We start from the raw sequence: 19,417 nt of genomic DNA on the forward strand, positions 1-19,417 counted from the left end.
ATTGAAATCGGTATTTTTAGCATGATAGGAAAGTGTAAATTTCCAATCATACATAAGTGCAAATACGCCTCATGAGCCGCTTAACGGCTCGCCAATCTGCGAGTTTTCTTTATCATTTCTTTAAAATGAAATTTTTGGCAGGTGAGTACGCTGAAAAACACGGTAAGGGTCATCCTATTTTTAGCAGTGTTATCAGGAGTATTTTATTTATTTAAGGATCGGTTGGAAAGTGGCATTTTTGGATTCTTAAGCGTTTTAATTACATTGTCTGTCATTTTTATCGGATTTGTTATATTTCTTGAAAATCGTCACCCTACACAAACAATTACATGGCTAGTGGTGCTTGGCAGCTTTCCACTAGTTGGCTTTATTTTTTACTTATTATTTGGACGGAATTATCGAAAAGAGAAGATGTTCCGTAAAAAATATTTCCTAGATAAACAAGCCTTTTTAACTGTTGAGGGGGAAGATGACCCAAGAAGTGAAGAGAAGCTTAGCTTAATGAGAGAACATCAAGGGAAATTGTTTAATCTCGCTCAAAAATTGGGGAATAGTCCAATTTCTTTTGATACGTCAACCAGGATCTTAACCAATGGAAATGAAACCTTTCAGCACATTATTGAACAATTAAAGCGTGCGAGACATCATATTCACCTTGAATATTATATTGTACGCCATGACCATATTGGAAACGAGATTAAAGAGATCTTAATAAGAAAAGCTAATGAAGGAGTTAAAATTCGATTCTTGTTCGATGCGGTTGGCTCCTGGCAATTATCAAAGAAATATATTCATGAATTAAGAAATGCTGGCATTGAGACTGTTCCATTCGGTCCAGTAAAATTGCCCTTTTTAAATAATAAATTTAATTTTCGAAACCACCGAAAGATAATTGTGATAGATGGGACAATTGGTTTTGTTGGTGGCCTTAACATTGGTGATGAATATCTAGGAAGAAATAAAGATATTGGTTATTGGCGTGATACACACTTAATGCTAAAGGGTGAAGCCGTCCGTACCCTTCAACTGATTTTTTTACAAGATTGGTATTATATGACTAATCATAGCTTTTTGACAGCTGAATATTTATCACCCCAAATAGATGAAAAGAGGCATGGCGGAGTTCAGCTAATTGCCGGAGGACCGGATAACGAATGGAGCGTTATTAAGAATATTTTTTTCTCGATGATTGCTTCAGCAGAAAAATCAGTTTGGATTGCTTCTCCGTACTTTATTCCAGATGAAGATATTTTTTCGGCCATTAAAATTGCTGCACTTAGCGGGATTGATGTAAGGCTCCTTGTTCCTAACCGTCCCGATAAGCGAATTGTCTTTCACGCATCGAGATCATATTTTCCAGAACTTCTCGAAGCAGGTGTGAAGGTATATGAATATGAACGTGGTTTTATGCATAGTAAAATTGTAATCGTAGATGAAGAACTAGCATCCATTGGGACCTCCAATATGGATATGAGGAGTTTTCATTTAAATTTTGAAGTCAATGCATTTTTATTTCGAACTAAAAGTACACAAAAGCTTGTTGAGGAATATACTAATGATTTAAAATTTGCCAGGCAGCTTGAATTAGAAATCTTCCAAAAGAGACATATTGGTTTTAGGATACTTGAATCTACAGCAAGATTACTTTCCCCGCTTCTTTAAAAAGAAAAAAAGAAAACTCGTCGAAAAAAGTCGAGTTTTCTTTTTATTTACAAGGACTTTTTTGAAATAGGGCGAATTATATAGGTAAGAAAGGAGGAGGAGTGTAAATTGTTAACTGCACAAACAAAGACGGGTATACAAATTTGCCTTGGATATGATTACAAAAAAGAAACGCTATTAACCCTGCGTAAAAAAGAAGAATTTTTTTGTCCAGTTTGCGGAGAAAAGGTTTTGTTAAAACTGGGAAGTCAAAGAATCTTTCATTTTGCACATAAACCGGGGAGCAATTGCCGTGATGTTTATGAGAATGAAACGCTTGAACACATGGATGGAAAACGGCAGCTTTTCCAATGGCTAGTAGGACAAAAAATCCCTGCTGTTTTAGAGTACTACGATCGGGAGATTCAACAACGTCCTGATATAATGTTCAAGTATAGCGGAAAGAAATATGCTTTAGAGTATCAATGCTCAACATTACCCGAGGATGTTTTTCGTAAAAGAACAAAAACCTATCTAAAGAACAATTATATCCCATTGTGGATTATGTCTGGGAAGCACATACATCAAAAGGGGAATGGCCGTATCTCATTATCGAATTTTCAATATTTATTTATACGAAGTTCAGAGTCTGGAAAGCTTTACCTACCCGCGTATAGCCCCGAAAAACAACTTTTTCAGTTAGTAGATGCTATTACTTCATTCTCAATCAAAAATGCCTTTGCAAATCATTCCTATTATCCACTTCAAAAAATTGAGCTAGCGGCCTTGTTGGACCCAGAGAAAACAGCTGCCTTTACCCTGCTAAGCTGGAATACTGAGATCGAAAGGGTTATTCTAAATTGGTCCATTCATCCACAACCAGGACATCATTCATTTTTTCAGGAAATCTATTCCCAAGGATTAAATCTTTTCTTATTACCTCCAGAAATCGGCCTTCCTGTTTCCCATTCTATCCTTATAGAAACACCTGCTGTCATTTGGCAAACTTATTTCTATCTTGATGTTTTAGGGGATAAAAACCCCAATGACTTAATAAATCTAACCGAAGTAAATCATCATTTTAATAATCGAAAATGCAGGAAACATATAATTATACGTAATTTACCACAATTAGACCACTTACATCCTATTATTCCCATAATCGAATACATGCAATTATTAGAGTACCTAGGAATTTTAAAGCAAATGGATGAGAGTGTGTACCAATTACAAAAGAAAATAACCATCCCTAAATCTAATAGTGCACGGGAGGAAATGAGAAAACAGTTTTATCAAAAAAATAAATGCTTTATTTTAAATAGTTAAACTTTATGAGATAACAGTAAATTAGACGGTTTGGATAGACAAGGATAAATTGTTTGGGAGCTGCGAAATGAAAAAGTTCAAATGGGTATACTTATAGTGATAGTGTCATTTCTTATGCTTTTTTAAAGGAAATTAGTAAAATGAGGAGAATATAGTTAAGGTAGATTCTTTTTTAGTATTTAAAAATTAGAATGGAGGATGAAATTATGGCTAATGAAACTGCAATCAAGCAGCTGCCTGCAAGAAGTGAAATTGCAGTAGAAGATACATGGAAATTGGAAGATATTTTTGCGAATGATCAAGAATGGGAAAAGGAGTTTCAAGAGATTAAAAAGCTAATCCCTGGAATAAAGGCATTTGAGGGGAAATTAGGAGAAGATGCAGAAACGCTTTATAAAGCTCTTCAATTCCAAGATCAACTATTAGAACGGATTGGTAAGCTTTATACATACTCCCATATGCGCTATGACCAAGATACAACGAATTCCTTTTATCAGGGTTTAGATGACAGGATGAAAAATCTTTATTCTCAAGCTGCTAGTCAATTAGCTTTTATTGTTCCGGAAATTCTCTCCATTGATGAAAGTAAAGTGACAAGTTTTCTAAATGAAAAGTCAGATTTAAAACTTTATGAACATGCTCTCGAAGAAATAAATGAACAGCGACCGCATGTGCTAGATGCAGAACAAGAAGCATTATTAGCGGAAGCAAGCGAGGTTATGGATGCTTCTAGCAATACATTTGGAATGCTGAATAATGCGGATCTGGAATTTCCAACTATAAAAGATGAAAATGGCGAAGAAGTTGAAGTTACTCATGGGCGTTATACACGCTTCTTAGAAAGTGGCGACCAACGTGTTAGACGTGATGCTTTCAAAGCCGTTTATAAAACATATGGTTCATTTAAAAACACATTCGCAAGTACCCTCAGCGGTAATGTGAAAAAGGATAATTTTTATGCGAGAATTAGGAAATACGATTCCGCTAGACACGCAGCATTATCTGCGAACAACATTCCTGAAAGTGTTTACGATAATTTGGTAAATACCGTAAATGATAACCTTCATTTATTACATCGTTATGTGAAGCTGCGGAAAAAAGTATTAGGGCTTGATGAGCTTCATATGTATGACCTATATACACCGCTTGTAAAAGATGTGAAAATGGAAATCAAGTACGAGGAAGCAAAAGATTTGGTTATCAAAGGCTTAGCTCCATTGGGTGAGGAGTATACTAATATTTTGAAGGAAGGCTTTGATAATCGCTGGGTCGACGTTCATGAAAATAAGGGGAAACGCAGCGGTGCTTATTCTTCCGGTGCATATGGAACACATCCCTATATCCTGATGAATTGGCAGGACAATGTAAATAATCTATTTACCCTAGCCCATGAATTTGGGCACTCCGTGCATAGTTACTATACACGCAAATCGCAGCCGTATCCATATGGCAATTATTCAATTTTTGTTGCTGAAGTAGCCTCAACATGCAATGAGGCATTACTTAATGATTATTTATTGAAAACAATCGATGACGAACAAAAACGTATTTATTTGTTAAATCATTATTTGGAAGGCTTTAGGGGTACTGTATTCCGTCAAACGATGTTCGCTGAGTTTGAACATCTCATTCATCAAAAGATACAAAATAATGAAGCGTTAACGGCTGATGCATTAACAGAAGCTTACTATGAACTAAATAAGAAGTATTTCGGTGAAGAGGATATTGTGATTGATGAAGAAATTGGTTTAGAGTGGGCTAGAATTCCACATTTTTATTACAATTATTATGTATACCAATATGCAACTGGCTTTAGTGCTGCCACAGCATTAAGCAAGCAAATTCTAGAGGAAGGCGAGCCGGCGGTGAAGCGCTATATTGGAGAATTCCTTAGTGCAGGAAGCTCAGACTATCCGATTGAGGTCTTGAAAAAGGCCGGTGTTGATATGACAAGTGCAGATCCAATTAAAGATGCCTGCAAAGTATTTGAAGAAAAACTAAATGAATTGGAACAGCTTTTGTCATAAAGAAAAAGGGATGTCGGCTATTAATGAGCTGGCATCCCTTTTCAATTAAACCAATCATTCGATTTAATATAGCGGTATTATTTAAAACCCTCTGAATCGCTTGCGATCGTTAAGATATAAGACAAAGATAAAGATAGAAATAAATAGAATCGGTGCACTGAGTAAAATAGGGAAAATCTTTAGTAAGGCAAGCAAATTAAGAAAAAAGGCAATTACTATGAAAAGAATCATCATTATAAACGGAAATTTACCCACAGTAGAATTTCACCTTCTTTGGGATACTTACTATTATGTCTATTGTCCAATTCGTGAATATATGACTTTTTGACAATTATGTGAAAGAAGACACATACTCATTGTCATACGACTTATATACATGGTATATTAAATGCGTGAAGTTGATCACAACAAACATATACCCCTTTGTTTGAACCGTGAAAAATTTCTCCCATCCCCTTTGTTCGTATTAATAGAAAAATGCCTTGCAGTCAGCTGCAAGGCATTTTCGTTTTTCAAAAATTAAACTATAATAGCGGTAACATTGCCTTCAAATTAAAAAGACAAATGTCTGCGACCATCTAGGCTGACATTTGTCTACTCTTCAATATATCTCCAAAACGTGCCGTATTTGGCGGGAATTTGTTCTACTATTTGTTTTAACAGCAACTTTTTCATTTCTCGTTCAATTTGCGAAATCGACATATTATAAACTACAGCAATTTCCTTCGAGGCAACAAACTTAAAAAACTTCATAAATGTTTCCAGTGGCGGTGGGGAAGATTTAATCGGCTTTTCGGAAAGCATTTCTTCTAAAATTTGGACGTAAATCTCATATGGATAAGAACCAGTTATTTTGATTCCTTCATCGTTAGCATTTTCATTAAAAAACACCAGAGTTGGAATTTCATAAACATCCATTTCAGAGGTGATTTTTAAATCACATTGGAATGCTTTAGCCGCGCTATCTGAGTGAATATCCTTCATGAATTCTTCTACGTCCAAACCAGAACTTTGTGCACATTCCTTTAATACTTCAAGGTTAGATGTATTTTGCTTTTCTAAAAACAACATTTCTTGAATCCGCCGAAAAAAACGAAGACCTGCTCTTCTCCCTTGTAATTCAGCTGCTTTTAGGGCAATTGAAACGATATAGGGATTATCGACTGGATTCTCTAGCCAAAGGCTGCCGTCGCAAGACATTCCTGACCTGCTTGCTGTCTTTTCCCAAACTTGAGCGATATTTTCGTAATTCTTTTTCTTACTCGTATTTAAATCGGCCAACCGTCCACTTAATACATGCTTAATAGCAAAATATTGGCCGTACTCAATTTGTAGTTTTTTTAGAATCGGCTCGAGTGCCCAACATTCTGGACATAAAGGGTCAATGAACATATATATTTCCAGCGGTTTTTTGTCACTGCCTCTGCAACGTTTCTTTGAACTAGGTGCTTTTGGATTACTCACAAATTTTCACCTGAGATCTCGCCTTCGTCTGGCGTATTAATCATATGTTGAGCCGTGAAATGCAGTCGGCTAAAAAGTTCATCCCTTAGTGGACCGTGAAATTCAATTTTATCCATTGCTTGTTGCATACAAGATAACCACGCTTTTGCACGGACCGGAGTAACTGGGAATGGCAAATGACGTGCCCGCAACATTGGATGGCCATGCTCCATAGTATACTTAGGTGGACCACCTAAAAATTGTGTCAAAAATTGTTTTTGTTTCCGTGCAGTTTCTGTTAATTCATTTGGAAATATGGGAGCAAGGTCAGGATGTTGTGCAACAAGTCCATAAAAAGTGTCGACAAGACGGTGTAACGTTTCTTCACCAATTGAATCATAAGGTGTAATCTTGTTTTCAATCATGTTGACAACTCCTTAAATATCTTTTGTATTCATATTTTAACAATGCCTATTTCATATCTCAAATGAATTGCTTTGAAAATGAGCTTTTTTTTAATTTAGACCTTATTTTAATGTGTACAATGGTCCGTTAATTTAGTTAAAAAAAATGAAATTGACGGAAGGAAAAGTTACCAACTTAGTATAAGAATAAAGAGGGTGTTACTTCTTCTTTAGTTGACTATACAAACGGTGTATTTTATTTTTAGTTTTCCTTTCCGGTATATTAAATTGAGAAAGGAAAGTTCTAAATATTTCCTGTCCCTCTTGATAGTCTTTGACTTCATATTCTACTTCATAATCCTCTGTATTTAAATATGTACTATGGTCAAGAACGAGTAAACCATTCATGTATTCAAATTCAACACGATTCGTTTTCAGTGATCCCAAATACTTCAACTTAGAAAATGGGATATTTTTTTCTTCTATACATTGTTGAACTTTTCCATAGGGAAGCCCAGAATTGTCCAGAGCTGCGGAGGTATCGTCTGCATTAATGGTTTGATTGGTCTCAAGAAGCCCTATATCAGCAGGTTGTTTTAGAGTCATCTCATACGTTTTGTCTTTTTTACGAATGCGTAACGCTGACCCTAAATTTTTTAATGCAAAATCCGGGGTATCAAAATAAAAGTTTTCTTGTGTAAAGATTTGTTCATTAGCAATGTTAAATGCCGCTATAAGCCTTTTATATTCTTCCTTGGTAATCATATTCTTAAATTCGATTTCAATATTTTGTGACAAAAGTAAACATCCTTTCTCACCGTTTGATATTTTAATAATACCTATATATTTTTATTGATGTAAAGTCATCTTAGTTTTCTCGCAGCATTTTATCTTCATCCTTGGGAGGATAGAGGAAATATGCTAAAATAAGGTGGTGAAAGATGGAGGTAAAAGAATGAAGAAAAAAATATCTATAGGTAAAGCAGTCATAGAAGAGAAGAGGCTTTTATTAGAAACAAATGAATCTATTCATGGGTTAGTCCCAGGCGAACAAATTCTTGTAGATTCTGACCAATGCTCTTTTATTTATTTGATGGAAGATCAGGATGATTATACATATATTAGTTTCCCAGAAAAAATCTGGTCTTTTTTAAGGACTGCAATAGAGCAAAAACTTCCTGTGTTCGTTTTATTTAAGGATGAACAAATCGAGTTAGTAAATTTTCAAGACGAATTAGAGTATATCATTAGTAATATTAAGGGTAATAGTAACTATGGCAGTGAGATGGTTACAAAAGTAGAAGCGATTTTCTAACATTATTGTTTGTCATTGAGGTGGAATCATGAAACATTGGGATCAATTTTTAGCCCCATATAAACAGGCTATATCAGAGCTTAAAGTTAAGCTAAAGGGTTTGAGAGGGCAGTTTGAACTAGATTCTACTCATTCTCCGGTTGAATTCGTTACAGGACGGGTAAAACCAATCGCAAGTATTCTAGATAAAGCTAATCAAAAGGGGATTCCGCTTGAGAAATTGGAAGAAGAAATGCAAGATATCGCAGGAATGCGGATCATGTGTCAATTTGTTGATGATATTCATACCGTTGTCAATTTATTAAGAAACCGCAATGATTTAGAAATTGTAGAGGAAAGAGATTATATTTCTCATAAAAAGACAAGTGGTTACCGCTCCTACCATGTGGTTATACGCTATCCTGTTCAAACCATACACGGTGAAAAGAAAATTCTAGCCGAAATTCAAATCAGAACATTGGCAATGAATTTTTGGGCGACGATTGAACATTCGCTCAATTATAAATATAAAGGTGTTTTTCCAAAAGATATTCAAATGAGGCTCCAACGAGCTGCAGAGGCTGCGTTTCGGCTTGACGAGGAAATGTCATTAATCCGTGGTGAAATTCAGGAAGCTCAGGCCTTTTTTACAAGAAAGAAAGAATTGAAGCAAGAAGAAAAAGGCTGATGGGATAAATGCTCTAGGTTAAGTCAATTTATTCAAGGAGTAAAAAAATGAAATTTGCGATTACCTCAAAGGGAGATCAAAAATCCAATATTTTGATGCATAAAATGCGAACTTATTTACTTGATTTTGATCTTATTTATGATGAAGAACAACCGGATATTGTTGTTTCTATTGGAGGCGATGGGACACTGCTGTATGCCTTTCATCGTTATAGCAGCCGTTTAAGTAAAACGGCTTTCGTCGGGATTCATACAGGGCATCTTGGGTTCTATGCCGACTGGATTCCTGATGAAATTGAAAAGCTAGTGATTGCGATAGCTAAAACCCCATACCAAGTGGTGGAATATCCTTTGCTAGAGGTCATTATTCGTTACTCACATGCCGGAAAGGAATCTCGGTATTTAGCACTAAATGAATCGACTGTAAAAAGTGTTGAGGGCACACTTGTCATGGATGTGGAAATTCGTGGACAGCAATTTGAACGTTTTCGTGGTGATGGTTTGTGCGTTTCTACTCCTTCTGGCAGTACTGCCTACAATAAAGCGCTTGGCGGTGCGATTATTCATCCGTCTATTTCAGCTATTCAAGTAGCAGAAATGGCATCGATTAATAACAAGGTATTTAGAACGGTGGGCTCACCGCTTATCCTTCCGGCACATCATACCTGTATGTTAAAACCTGTTAACCGCTCTGATTTTCAGGTAACCATCGATCATTTAACACTGCTGCATAAAGATGTTAAATCAATCCAATTTAGGGTACCTGAAGAAAAAATCCGTTTTGCTCGGTTCCGCCCATTTCCGTTTTGGAAAAGAGTCCATGATTCGTTTATTTCAGATTAAATGGAGGAACTTTGAATGGATTCCCGTTTTCAATTAAACTGGGTTATTAACGAAGATACTAGTGGTGAACTAATAAAAGAGTTTTTAAAAAAAGAAGAAATCTCCCATACAGCACTTACAGATATAAAGTTTAAAGGGGGAAGCATTCTAGTAAATCAGGAAGAAGTAAATGTAAGATATAAATTGCAAACGGGTGATGTATTAACGGTTATTTTTCCACCAGAGATACCTAGTGAAGGGGTGACTGGTGAAAATGTTCCGTTAACCATTTTATATGAAGACGAGTTTCTTCTTGTTATAAATAAGCCTGCTGGCATGAATACGATTCCATCTCGTGAACACCCGGCTGGCAGCCTCGCTAATGCCCTTGTTGGTTATTATCAGCAGGCTGGTCTTCAAGCTACCTCTCATATTGTTACGCGACTTGACCGTGATACATCAGGATTAGTGTTGATTGCCAAACAACGTCACACTCATCACCTTTTTAGTAAAAGGCAGCAAAATGGGCAGGTCAAAAGGACATATGAAGCCTTTGCAGGGGGCTCACTTAAACCGAATAGCGGAACCATTGTCCAACCAATTGGACGGAAAACTGATAGTATTATTGAAAGGGAAGTCAGGGATGATGGACAATATGCTTGTACCCATTATCATGTGATTAAATGGCATAATGGATTTACTCATCTTGAGCTGCGGCTCGAAACGGGCCGGACCCATCAGATTAGAGTCCATATGTCCTATTTGGGACATCCATTGTTAGGAGACGATCTATACGGAGGAGATACTTCGTTAATCCACAGACAGGCTCTTCATTGTAAACAAATTACATTTATCCACCCCTTCCTAAGAGAGGAAATGACCTTTACTGCGCCATTACCTCGGGATCTAAAGGAAATATTAAAGGCTGACCCGTATGTTTAGGGTCAGCCTTATTTGTTCAATTGTAACACTTACCGATACACAGATGGGGTTAGGGGTAATTAAAAAACTAAAATAGATGTTTTCAGTCAAATTGTTTAAATTTTTCCTCTATATATGGCATAGTAGAGGGAACAGAAATTAGTTCTATTTCTGGGTATCTTAATGCAGTGAGCTTACCGCCAAAGACTGCACCCGTATCAATGTTATATGTATTGTTAACAATACGTGGTTCTTTTACAGGAGTATGTCCATAAACAATACAGGCTTCGCCCTTATAGGTTTTCGCCCAATCTCTTCTGACTGGTGTGCCGTCAGGGTTCTTTTTACCGGTGATATCCCCGTAAAGAACAAATTCCTTAACTTTTCCATGTGTTTGCCCGATATATTCCTCTTTAATTCCAGCATGCGCGATAATTAGCTTTTGCTTATCTAATACTAAATAAAGAGGAGCATATTCATAAAGCTGGATAAATTTTTTACGAATGGCCGCTTGATCTTTTTTATATAATGATTCATATTCAGCCACAGTTGTTTCAAGGCCATGAGTAACTTGCACCTTATTCCCAAGGAAGTAGCGGTATAATTTATTGCAATGATTTCCGGGGGTATAATAGGCCATCTTGTCTTTAATCACGAGCTGCCAAACAATCTCAATCACCTTTAACGAGGCAGGTCCCCGATCAGTTAAGTCGCCTACAAAACCCAGCATTCTGTTTTCAGGATGAATAGGCAGGCCATTCTCCCATTGGTAGCCAAGCATTTCGGTAAGAAGTTTAAATTCACTAAAACATCCGTGTATATCACCAATAATATCTATTTTCACTAGATGCACCTCCTGTTTGCTTTATTTTTTGTTAATAAGATGAATTTTATCAACTATGAAACACTAGGTTTAGAAAGGCGGCTGAAAAATGGAACAGCATATATCAGTCATTTCACTGCTTATTGTGGTGACGATGGCATTTTTAACACCCATTATTCTTCATAGATTTAAATTGAATTTTATCCCTGTTGTTGTCGCTGAAATAATCATGGGTTTGATTATTGGAAAAAGTGGCTTTAATGTTGTTCATGAAGATGTGTGGTTGTCCACTCTGTCAACACTCGGATTCATTTTTCTCATGTTCTTGAGCGGGCTGGAAATAGACTTTTCCGCGTTTACTGGAAGGAACAAGAGGGACATACTACCAAATGGTAAAAAAGAACCAAATACGTTTGCCGTAGCATCGTTGATTTTTATTGGAATATTTATTTTCTCTCTTGGTCTTTCGTTCTTATTTGTATTTGCAGGGTTTATTGAGAATGCCTTTTTAATGACCTTGATTATTTCAACAATATCTTTAGGCGTCGTCGTGCCAACATTAAAAGAAGCACACCTTATGAAAACAGCCATTGGCCAAATTATTCTTCTCATTGCTGTTATTGCTGATTTAGTAACAATGATTTTACTAGCTGTATTTGTATCACTTAATGAGAAGGGACATGGGAGTACTTGGTTACTTTTAATTCTGTTTGCAGCCGGCATTGTTCTTTATTTTGTTGGTAAAAGGTTTAAAAATCGAACCATTATCGAGACCTTGTCAACTGGAACAGTCCAAATTGGGACGAGAGCCGTCTTTACGCTTATTATTGTATTAGTCGGTCTATCCGAAACCGTGGGGGCTGAAAACATCCTCGGCGCCTTCTTAGCGGGAGTTTTAGTATCGCTTTTGTCTCCCAACCAGGAACTGATTCATAAACTTGACTCATTTGGCTACGGATTTTTAATACCAATTTTTTTCGTAATGGTCGGAGTAAACCTAGACGTTTGGTCATTATTTAGTGAAAAGAAGCTTTTGCTGTTGATTCCGCTCTTATTAATCGGGCTCTTACTTTCAAAGCTTGTTCCAGTTTACCTGTTAAAACTTTGGTATGATACAAAAACAGTCATTTCTTCTGGATTCTTACTCACGTCAACACTATCGCTTGTAATAGCTGCAGCTACGATTGGTGAAAGGCTGGAAATTATCACACCACAAATGAGTGGTACATTAATATTGGTTGCCGTCATAACTTCGATTTTTACTCCAATCGTGTTTAAAAAGTTATTTCCAAAAGAAGCAGCAGAGAATAGAAAAGTCAGTGTTGCATTTGTAGGGGCGAATCAAGTTAGTCTTTCTTTATCCAGGGAGTTAAAGTCTGACCATTATGACCCTATTTTATATCACACGGTTATGGAAAAATCAGATAAGCAAATTGCTGATTCACTTTTTGAGATTATTGAAATCCCTGATTATTCAATTGAGACCTTGGCAAAAACGAACATATATCAATCTGACCTGGTTGTCCTTTTAACGGGTGATGAAAAATTAAATGCAACCTTGTCAAAAACTGCCAAAGAGAATAATGTTTCAAGGGTTATTGCTCGAATTGAAAGTACTGAATTAGAACAAGGACTTCGCGAGCAGGATGTAGAAGTATTTTCTTCTTTGTTGTCGACGAAGACATTACTGCGGTCATTAATTGAATCACCTACAGTTATAAACATTTTAACAAATCAAGACACTGGTCTATATGAAATTGTTATGAAGAACAGGCAATTTGATGAAATGCCACTTCGGAGATTTCCGTTTACGGGTGATGTCATTTTTGTTCGAATTTTTAGAGGTAAAGATTCGATTGTACCCCATGGTGATACGGAGTTACAGTTAGATGATCGTCTGATTGTAACAGGCTCTAAAGAGTATGTCGATGAATTAAAGAGAGAACTGGAATATTGTGAAACGTGTTAATTCTCTCGAAACAGAATATCTTTTCATTTGTGACAAATTAGTGTAATATTAGTACCAAGTACTAATAACTTGTAATTATACTAGGAGGATCTACTTAAAATGAATCTTTCATTAGCTGGAAAAACATATGTTGTCATGGGCGTAGCCAATAAACGAAGTATTGCTTGGGGAATAGCCCGGTCATTGCACAATGCAGGAGCGAGATTAATTTTTACGTATGCAGGTGAACGATTAGAAAGCAGTGTCCGTGAATTAGCTAATTCCTTAGAAGCAGACGGAACGCTTGTACTTCCCTGTGATGTAACTAGTGATGAAGCGATTGCCAATTGCTTTGCAGAAATTAAGCAGACAGTTGGAACCATTCATGGGTTAGCACATTGCATCGCTTTTGCAAAAACAGAGGAGTTAAAAGGTGAATTTGTGAATACATCAAGAGATGGATTTTTGCTGGCACAAAATATCAGTTCCTTCTCGCTAACCGCGATTGCGAAAGAGGCTCGCGGTCTGATGTCAGAAGGCGGCAGTATTGTAACCTTAACCTACTTAGGGGGAGAACGCGCCATTCCAAACTATAACGTTATGGGTGTTGCAAAAGCTTCCTTGGATGCGAGCGTCCGTTATTTAGCAGCTGACTTAGGAAAATATGGTATTCGTGTCAATTCTATTTCAGCAGGACCTATCCGCACCTTATCAGCTAAAGCAATAGGAGAATTTAATTCGATTTTAAATGAAATTGAAGAAAAAGCCCCATTACGTAGAACCACTACTCCAGAGGAAGTAGGGGATACTGCCGTATTCTTATTCAGTGACCTTTCTCGTGGTATTACCGGTGAAAACATTCATGTTGATTCTGGATACCATATTCTTTAAAACCACCAAAAAGCCTGCAAAAGCAGGCTTTTTTTATACCCCTTGTTAATTGCTATGAACGAGGATAGGCATTTTGCATATATATACTATGGAGATTACGTTATGAGGAGGTGCCGATGTGACCAAGAAGGGTCAGGGGCCGCTGCTTTTTATCCATCAGCCATTTGTAAGAACTCCTTTAAATAAAAATATGCAGGAGGTATTTACGGACCGGCCAAAACAAGAACCCCTTGAAGATGAATTGGAGCTTGAACAAATAACCGAAGCAATTAAGGGTTTAGGTGAGGAAATTGGACTCCTACCTGAAAAGGCGGTTAATAAACAGGATATGTTTCCTGAACAGGCGGAGATTAAACAAGAAAAGCTAAAAAGCAAACAATCAGGTCACCAGCAAGAAAAAAAGCGTACTGCAATGAATCGAGTAAAACCCTTTAAAGAAATGGACATACAAGAGCGTTTAGATTACTTAATCAATTTTCCAAAAGTTCTCCCGCCAGTACCGTGTGTCTTTTATACTGATCAAAACAATTACCAAGGGTATTTATCTGAATACGATGACCAACAAATCACCATTAAACTTTACGATCAAACCAATAAAACCATTCCTCTTCATGAACTCAAAAACATCTTGATGATTGGAATAAAAAGGTGAATGGCGGAGAGCAAAGGACACTAGCTGTTAAAGCACTGGGACTGGACGTTTCTCAATGTTAAAGTTTATCCTTTCTTACCGAATAAAAAAGCCAGCCGAATTTACGGCTGGCTGGTCATTCAAAATGTCTTAGGATGCAGCCATGCTTTTCTTAGTTACAAAGTCCAAGGTTCACGTCTGCAATACATTGCACTGCACAGAAGCAGCTTAAGTCAACGGTGATACAGTCTCTGCTTGCGCGGAATCTGTCAACTTTGCAAACCTTTTTAAGGTCAATACAACATTTGTCTCCGCCTGAGACCAGGTTGATTGGCGCGAAATGCCCATCGTGATCGCGGTGTCCTGGCACTAACACTCGAAGTGTCGCGCAGCAGTTATCAAAAACATCCTCAACGCGGAAATAGATCGATACACAAGCATCACACTCATCTGTTAAGAACGCATGAAAGGGAGTTCCATCAGCTGTGCTTAAAACAAATACACGTGTATCAACTGGATCTCTCCTTGTTGGTGACACCATCGCTCCTAATGGTTCAGTAAAACAACTGGTACATTCAGTACATTCTTCTGCTTCTACTACAGCGTTGTCTTGAATATCCTTAATCGCACGAACTACTTCACATACACAGTTTTCACTGCCAAATTCATTATGATTTTTTCCACAACCCATTATTTTTCCTCCTTAATCCGTGATATATCTTACATTACTAACATATTTCACAGACCTATTTTGGGTAACGGACAAACGCCTTGTTTGGAAAAATTAGGCTGGTCAATTATCTATTTGGCTGTAGAAAGGATATTAGTCTATGGAAATCACCTTTTTAAACTTGATGATATTATCTTTAGCGAGCTTTAGACTGACAAGATTATTGGTGTTTGACAAGATAACTGAATTTATCCGCGAACCCTTTTTTGAGGAAATTAACGAAATAAATGAAGTGGGAGAAACGGAGATATATTATATTCCGAAGCAAACGGGGATAAAGAAATTTATCGGGGAACTTCTAAGCTGTTATTGGTGCACAGGGATTTGGGCTTCTGCCTGTATAGTCATGCTAGCCTACCTAAATTTATTTATTTTTACTCCATTAATTCTTATACTCGCTGTAGCAGGCTTTGCTTCTTTATTAGAATTATTTGTGCAGCATTTTATACAAAATTAATGGTTTAGCTGAGACAAGATTCATTATTGGCACATATTCTACAAGTAACAGAGGGAACAGATCTAAAAGGAGGGAGAGAGATGAATAATAAAAAACAAGCAAAGCAAACATCGCAAACCATGAAAACAACAACCACTAAAAAGAAAAAAGGCTGTGGCTGTGGTAAAAAAACATCCAAGTAATAGGCAAAACTGCTAGTATATCTGGCAGTTTTTTTTTTATCCACATGTAAGTAAATTAAATCAGTCATAATTTTAGTTATTATCGAAAAAACTATATACTACTTGAAACTCAAAAACTGGTATAAGGAAAGGGAAGCAAATGAACACTATATATCGATTGGCACTTTGTTCATGTTTTATTTTAGTAACAGCCTGTAATCAAAATCAGCCGGTTAAGGAAAGCCAAATGGCGTTGATGAAAGCAACAAATCCCACACCCATAAGAACCGATGAAAACAAGAGTACGGACCAGGTAGAAGAAATAAAAAAAGACATCAGTTCATTTCCTGAATTATATGATGTAGCGGTGGTGAAAGGGAAAAAGGATACATTGGTAGCTTATAAAGTCAAACATATGTATAGGTTTAAGATGAAAAGAATCGAAAAGCAGGTTAACCAATTATTGGAGAAAAAACATCCGAAAGAAAATTTCACTGTTTCAAGTGACTATAAGATATTCCTAGAAGCAGTAAGATTGAAACAACGAATAAAATCAGAAAAAATATCCCAATCAGATGCAGAAAAACGCTTAGAGGAAATTGTAAAAATGACAGAAGATCTGAAGTAAGAAAGGGCGATAACAATGGCAAGCAAACAAAAAAATATGACCCCTCAGCAGCAGAATTATCAAACACTGCAGCAAAAACATGAAATTAAAAGACCTGTGGTGAAGAATTGTATAAAGGCATTTTTAGTTGGCGGGCTTATCTGTGCGATTGGTCAAGCCGTCAGTTATTTTTACATATATTATTTTGATTTTACCGAGCAAAATGTCGGAAATCCTACGGTAGCCACCATGGTCTTTTTTTCAATGCTATTAACGGGTTTTGGAATATACGATCATATTGGACAATTTGCAGGTGCTGGTAGTGCTGTTCCAGTTACTGGTTTTGGAAATTCAGTTATTTCGGCGGCTATTGAACATCGTACGGAAGGGTTTGTTTTAGGGGTAGGCGGAAACATGTTTAAATTGGCAGGTACCGTCATTCTGTTTGGCGTATTCTCAGCCTTCGTTGTTGCATTAATTAAAACACTGCTCGTGATGTGGGGGGTTTTGTAATTGTTAAAGGGACATCAATCATGGGTATTTGAAAATCGGCCAATGATTACAGCAACAGGTGTAACGGGGGGACCATTTGAAGCGAATGGGAACTTGGCGAATGATTTTGATTTATTATATGAAGATCTGTGGATGGGAAAAGAATCATATGAGAAAGCCCATCGTTTATTACTCGAAGAGGCCATGAAAGTAGCCCTAGAAAAGGGAAATGTCCAAAAGGAACAGGTGCAATTTTTATTTGCCGGTGATTTAATTAATCAAATTACCCCAACTAGCTTCGCAGCAAGAACCATGCAGATTCCGTATTTTGGTCTTTTTGGGGCATGCTCAACATCCATGGAGGGGTTGGCACTTTCATCGTTTGTGGTGAATTATCAAGGAGCAAAACACGTATTAACTGGTGCATCCAGCCATAATGCTGCCGTTGAAAAGCAATTCCGGTATCCAACCGAATATGGAGGTCAAAAGCCACCTACTGCACAATGGACGATAACGGGTGCTGGAGTCGCGCTTCTTGAACCCAATGAGAAAGGAAAGGTGCATCCTGTTACTACATCTGCCACTATTGGGAAAGTGATTGATATGGGACTATCTGATCCATTTAATATGGGGGGGGCGATGGCTCCGGCAGCAGCTGATACCATTATTGCTCATTTCCGTGATCTTCAGTTGGACCCTTCCTATTATGACTTAATTGTAACAGGTGACTTAGGACGTGTCGGCCATGATACTGCTTTTGAATTGCTAAATAAAAGCGGCCTGAAGTTGGAACGAAAACAATTTCAAGATTGCGGCTTATTAATGTATAAGGATGATCAACAGGTGCAAGCCGGAGGAAGTGGGGCAGGGTGCTCGGCAACTGTTTTATATGGACATCTCCTGAACGAATTGAAAAAAGGTACATATAAACGAATGTTAGTAGTAGCAACTGGTGCGTTATTATCCCCGCTCAGCTTTCAGCAAAATGAATCAATTCCATGTATTGCACATGCAGTGGCAATTGAAATGAATGGAGAAAAGGGGTGAGGGTATGTTTGCAATGTTTTTTTGGGCATTTGTTATTGGCGGATTGATCTGTGTAATAGGGCAGTTATTATTTGATGTAGCAAAATTAACACCGGGACATACGATGAGCTTGCTTGTTGTCGTCGGTGCTGTATTAGATGGATTCGGTTTGTATGAACCACTGGTTGATTTTGCCGGGGCAGGAGCAACCATTCCAATCACAAGTTTTGGCAATTCTTTAGTCCACGGGGCACTCCAAGATGCTAATGCCCACGGAATTATTGGTGTCCTAACAGGGATGTTTCAAGTAACAAGCTCCGGGATTTCTGCTGCCATTGTATTTGGGTTTATTGGAGCACTTATCTTCAAACCGAAAGGATAAAAACACATTTTTAATATTCAATTAGTGTTTAGCTGTCATGCCTAGTACACATATTTAAGTAATTTCATATGTTATTAATGAGAATACTTAAGTGAGGTGACAGTCTATGTGCTTTGGATATGGCGGCTACGGCTACGGCGGTGGATATGGCTACGGTTCAACTTTTGTTTTAATCGTCGTATTATTCATCCTTTTAATCATCGTCGGTGCAAGCTTTTATTAATAAATAATAAGCTTGTTTCGATGGAAGGGGTTGGCCCAAAAAAGTGGCCAGCCCTTTTTTACAAATTACTTTTCCAGTCTTTATTAGCAACTCGCTTCTGCCATGTTCCTTTCGGATCTTGCCAGTTGGCGAGTTTTCTTTACATATTCATCACATATTTCCCCATCCTTCATAGAATAAAGTAGTTTATGAAGGAGTGTGAATTCTGAACATGGATAATGGATTCTTTAAAAACATTGAAAAGAAAACAGGCGTAAACATGAAGGATATTTTTGATTTAGCGAATTCCTTGCAAAATGCTAATTTTAAAGATGAAAAAACTGTTCGTAATGTAATCCGAAGAGTTTCTCAAATTGCCAATAAACCGGTAAGTAAAGATATGGAAGAACAAATTGTTAAATCGATCGTAAACGATGGTAAGCAGCTTGATTTCAATACGATTGCCAACATGATGAATAAAAAATAAAAAAAAGGAAGCCCA

23 protein-coding genes are annotated in these 19,417 nt (G+C 37.1%); 17 read left to right on the forward strand and 6 right to left on the reverse strand.

Annotation, left to right across the window (positions count from 1 at the left end):
• The first annotated feature begins 150 nt into the window (after positions 1–150).
• From cls to pepF, 3 genes are all read left to right on the forward strand, one after another.
• Positions 151–1,662 carry a cardiolipin synthase gene (gene cls / locus AC4E8C_RS06745; RefSeq protein WP_490212489.1) on the forward strand — a complete coding sequence of 504 codons (1,512 nt, stop codon included), beginning with the start codon at positions 151–153 and terminating at the stop codon, positions 1,660–1,662.
• A gap of 108 nt (positions 1,663–1,770) precedes the next feature.
• Positions 1,771–2,967, forward strand: a complete 1,197-nt coding sequence (locus tag AC4E8C_RS06750) for a competence protein CoiA (protein WP_490211286.1) — start codon at positions 1,771–1,773, stop codon at positions 2,965–2,967.
• A gap of 206 nt (positions 2,968–3,173) precedes the next feature.
• The gene (gene pepF / locus AC4E8C_RS06755; RefSeq protein ID WP_490211288.1) at positions 3,174–4,994 is read left to right on the forward strand and encodes an oligoendopeptidase F; all 1,821 of its coding nucleotides are present in this window, start codon (positions 3,174–3,176) and stop codon (positions 4,992–4,994) included.
• Positions 4,995–5,075: 81 nt separating this feature from the next.
• Here pepF and AC4E8C_RS06760 read toward each other — a convergent pair whose 3' ends face one another.
• The 4 genes from AC4E8C_RS06760 to AC4E8C_RS06775 form a co-directional block, all read right to left on the reverse strand.
• The gene (locus AC4E8C_RS06760; RefSeq protein WP_490212490.1) at positions 5,076–5,228 is read right to left on the reverse strand and encodes a hypothetical protein; all 153 of its coding nucleotides are present in this window, start codon (positions 5,226–5,228) and stop codon (positions 5,076–5,078) included.
• Between the two features lie 360 nt (positions 5,229–5,588).
• A complete protein-coding gene (locus AC4E8C_RS06765; RefSeq protein ID WP_490211290.1) occupies positions 5,589–6,458 on the reverse strand; it encodes a ClpXP adapter SpxH family protein in 870 nt (289 codons plus the stop codon).
• Positions 6,455–6,862, reverse strand: coding sequence for a globin domain-containing protein (locus AC4E8C_RS06770; protein ID WP_490211291.1), 408 nt, complete (start codon positions 6,860–6,862; stop codon positions 6,455–6,457). The genes AC4E8C_RS06765 and AC4E8C_RS06770 overlap by 4 nt, the downstream gene beginning before the upstream one ends.
• A gap of 198 nt (positions 6,863–7,060) precedes the next feature.
• The gene (locus tag AC4E8C_RS06775; protein ID WP_490211293.1) at positions 7,061–7,639 is read right to left on the reverse strand and encodes a CYTH domain-containing protein; all 579 of its coding nucleotides are present in this window, start codon (positions 7,637–7,639) and stop codon (positions 7,061–7,063) included.
• Positions 7,640–7,796: 157 nt separating this feature from the next.
• Between AC4E8C_RS06775 and AC4E8C_RS06780 the strand changes: the two genes are divergently transcribed.
• The 4 genes from AC4E8C_RS06780 to AC4E8C_RS06795 are packed head-to-tail and all read left to right on the forward strand — an operon-like array spanning position 7,797 to position 10,586.
• Positions 7,797–8,156 carry a UPF0738 family protein gene (locus AC4E8C_RS06780; RefSeq protein WP_490211295.1) on the forward strand — a complete coding sequence of 120 codons (360 nt, stop codon included), beginning with the start codon at positions 7,797–7,799 and terminating at the stop codon, positions 8,154–8,156.
• A 28-nt stretch (positions 8,157–8,184) separates the two neighbouring features.
• Complete coding sequence (yjbM, locus tag AC4E8C_RS06785) at positions 8,185–8,823, forward strand: GTP diphosphokinase (RefSeq protein WP_490211296.1); 639 nt, start codon at positions 8,185–8,187, stop codon at positions 8,821–8,823.
• 47 nt (positions 8,824–8,870) lie between these two features.
• Positions 8,871–9,665: an NAD kinase gene (locus AC4E8C_RS06790; protein ID WP_490211298.1), complete on the forward strand. Its 795-nt coding sequence runs from the start codon at positions 8,871–8,873 to the stop codon at positions 9,663–9,665.
• Positions 9,666–9,680: 15 nt separating this feature from the next.
• Complete coding sequence (locus AC4E8C_RS06795) at positions 9,681–10,586, forward strand: RluA family pseudouridine synthase (RefSeq protein ID WP_490211299.1); 906 nt, start codon at positions 9,681–9,683, stop codon at positions 10,584–10,586.
• A gap of 82 nt (positions 10,587–10,668) precedes the next feature.
• Here AC4E8C_RS06795 and prpE read toward each other — a convergent pair whose 3' ends face one another.
• The gene (gene prpE, locus AC4E8C_RS06800; RefSeq protein ID WP_490211301.1) at positions 10,669–11,409 is read right to left on the reverse strand and encodes a bis(5'-nucleosyl)-tetraphosphatase PrpE; all 741 of its coding nucleotides are present in this window, start codon (positions 11,407–11,409) and stop codon (positions 10,669–10,671) included.
• Between the two features lie 88 nt (positions 11,410–11,497).
• On the opposite strand from prpE, the gene AC4E8C_RS06805 reads away from it, so the two are divergent.
• The 3 genes from AC4E8C_RS06805 to AC4E8C_RS06815 all read left to right on the forward strand — a co-directional run bounded on the left by AC4E8C_RS06805 (position 11,498) and on the right by AC4E8C_RS06815 (position 14,879).
• Positions 11,498–13,357, forward strand: a complete 1,860-nt coding sequence (locus AC4E8C_RS06805; RefSeq protein WP_490211303.1) for a monovalent cation:proton antiporter family protein — start codon at positions 11,498–11,500, stop codon at positions 13,355–13,357.
• A gap of 99 nt (positions 13,358–13,456) precedes the next feature.
• Positions 13,457–14,227 (forward strand): enoyl-ACP reductase FabI, encoded by a 771-nt coding sequence (fabI, locus tag AC4E8C_RS06810; RefSeq protein ID WP_490211305.1) that lies wholly within the window; start codon positions 13,457–13,459, stop codon positions 14,225–14,227.
• 118 nt (positions 14,228–14,345) lie between these two features.
• On the forward strand, positions 14,346–14,879 hold the full coding sequence (locus AC4E8C_RS06815; protein ID WP_490211306.1) for a CotO family spore coat protein: 534 nt from the start codon (positions 14,346–14,348) through the stop codon (positions 14,877–14,879).
• Between the two features lie 151 nt (positions 14,880–15,030).
• Here the strand turns inward: AC4E8C_RS06815 and AC4E8C_RS06820 are convergent, their stop codons facing one another.
• A complete protein-coding gene (locus AC4E8C_RS06820) occupies positions 15,031–15,549 on the reverse strand; it encodes a CotY/CotZ family spore coat protein (RefSeq protein ID WP_490211307.1) in 519 nt (172 codons plus the stop codon).
• Positions 15,550–15,688: 139 nt separating this feature from the next.
• Here AC4E8C_RS06820 and AC4E8C_RS06825 point away from each other — a divergent pair, with 139 nt between their 5' ends.
• The 7 genes from AC4E8C_RS06825 (at position 15,689) to spoVIF (ending at position 19,402) form a co-directional block, all read left to right on the forward strand.
• Entirely contained in the window at positions 15,689–16,045 is a 357-nt protein-coding gene (locus tag AC4E8C_RS06825; protein ID WP_490211309.1) for a DUF1360 domain-containing protein, read from the forward strand.
• 321 nt (positions 16,046–16,366) lie between these two features.
• The gene (locus AC4E8C_RS06830; protein WP_490211310.1) at positions 16,367–16,834 is read left to right on the forward strand and encodes a sporulation protein; all 468 of its coding nucleotides are present in this window, start codon (positions 16,367–16,369) and stop codon (positions 16,832–16,834) included.
• Between the two features lie 15 nt (positions 16,835–16,849).
• Positions 16,850–17,326, forward strand: a complete 477-nt coding sequence (gene spoVAC, locus AC4E8C_RS06835; RefSeq protein ID WP_490211311.1) for a stage V sporulation protein AC — start codon at positions 16,850–16,852, stop codon at positions 17,324–17,326.
• The gene (gene spoVAD, locus AC4E8C_RS06840; protein ID WP_490211313.1) at positions 17,327–18,352 is read left to right on the forward strand and encodes a stage V sporulation protein AD; all 1,026 of its coding nucleotides are present in this window, start codon (positions 17,327–17,329) and stop codon (positions 18,350–18,352) included.
• Positions 18,353–18,356: 4 nt separating this feature from the next.
• The gene (spoVAE, locus tag AC4E8C_RS06845; RefSeq protein ID WP_490211315.1) at positions 18,357–18,713 is read left to right on the forward strand and encodes a stage V sporulation protein AE; all 357 of its coding nucleotides are present in this window, start codon (positions 18,357–18,359) and stop codon (positions 18,711–18,713) included.
• A gap of 106 nt (positions 18,714–18,819) precedes the next feature.
• Positions 18,820–18,936, forward strand: a complete 117-nt coding sequence (locus tag AC4E8C_RS06850) for a YjcZ family sporulation protein (RefSeq protein ID WP_098528384.1) — start codon at positions 18,820–18,822, stop codon at positions 18,934–18,936.
• A 211-nt stretch (positions 18,937–19,147) separates the two neighbouring features.
• Positions 19,148–19,402, forward strand: a complete 255-nt coding sequence (spoVIF, locus tag AC4E8C_RS06855; protein WP_490211317.1) for a sporulation-specific transcription regulator SpoVIF — start codon at positions 19,148–19,150, stop codon at positions 19,400–19,402.
• The last annotated feature ends 15 nt before the right edge of the window (positions 19,403–19,417 follow it).

It is taken from the genome of Neobacillus sp. SRL179 (genome assembly GCF_984799095.1).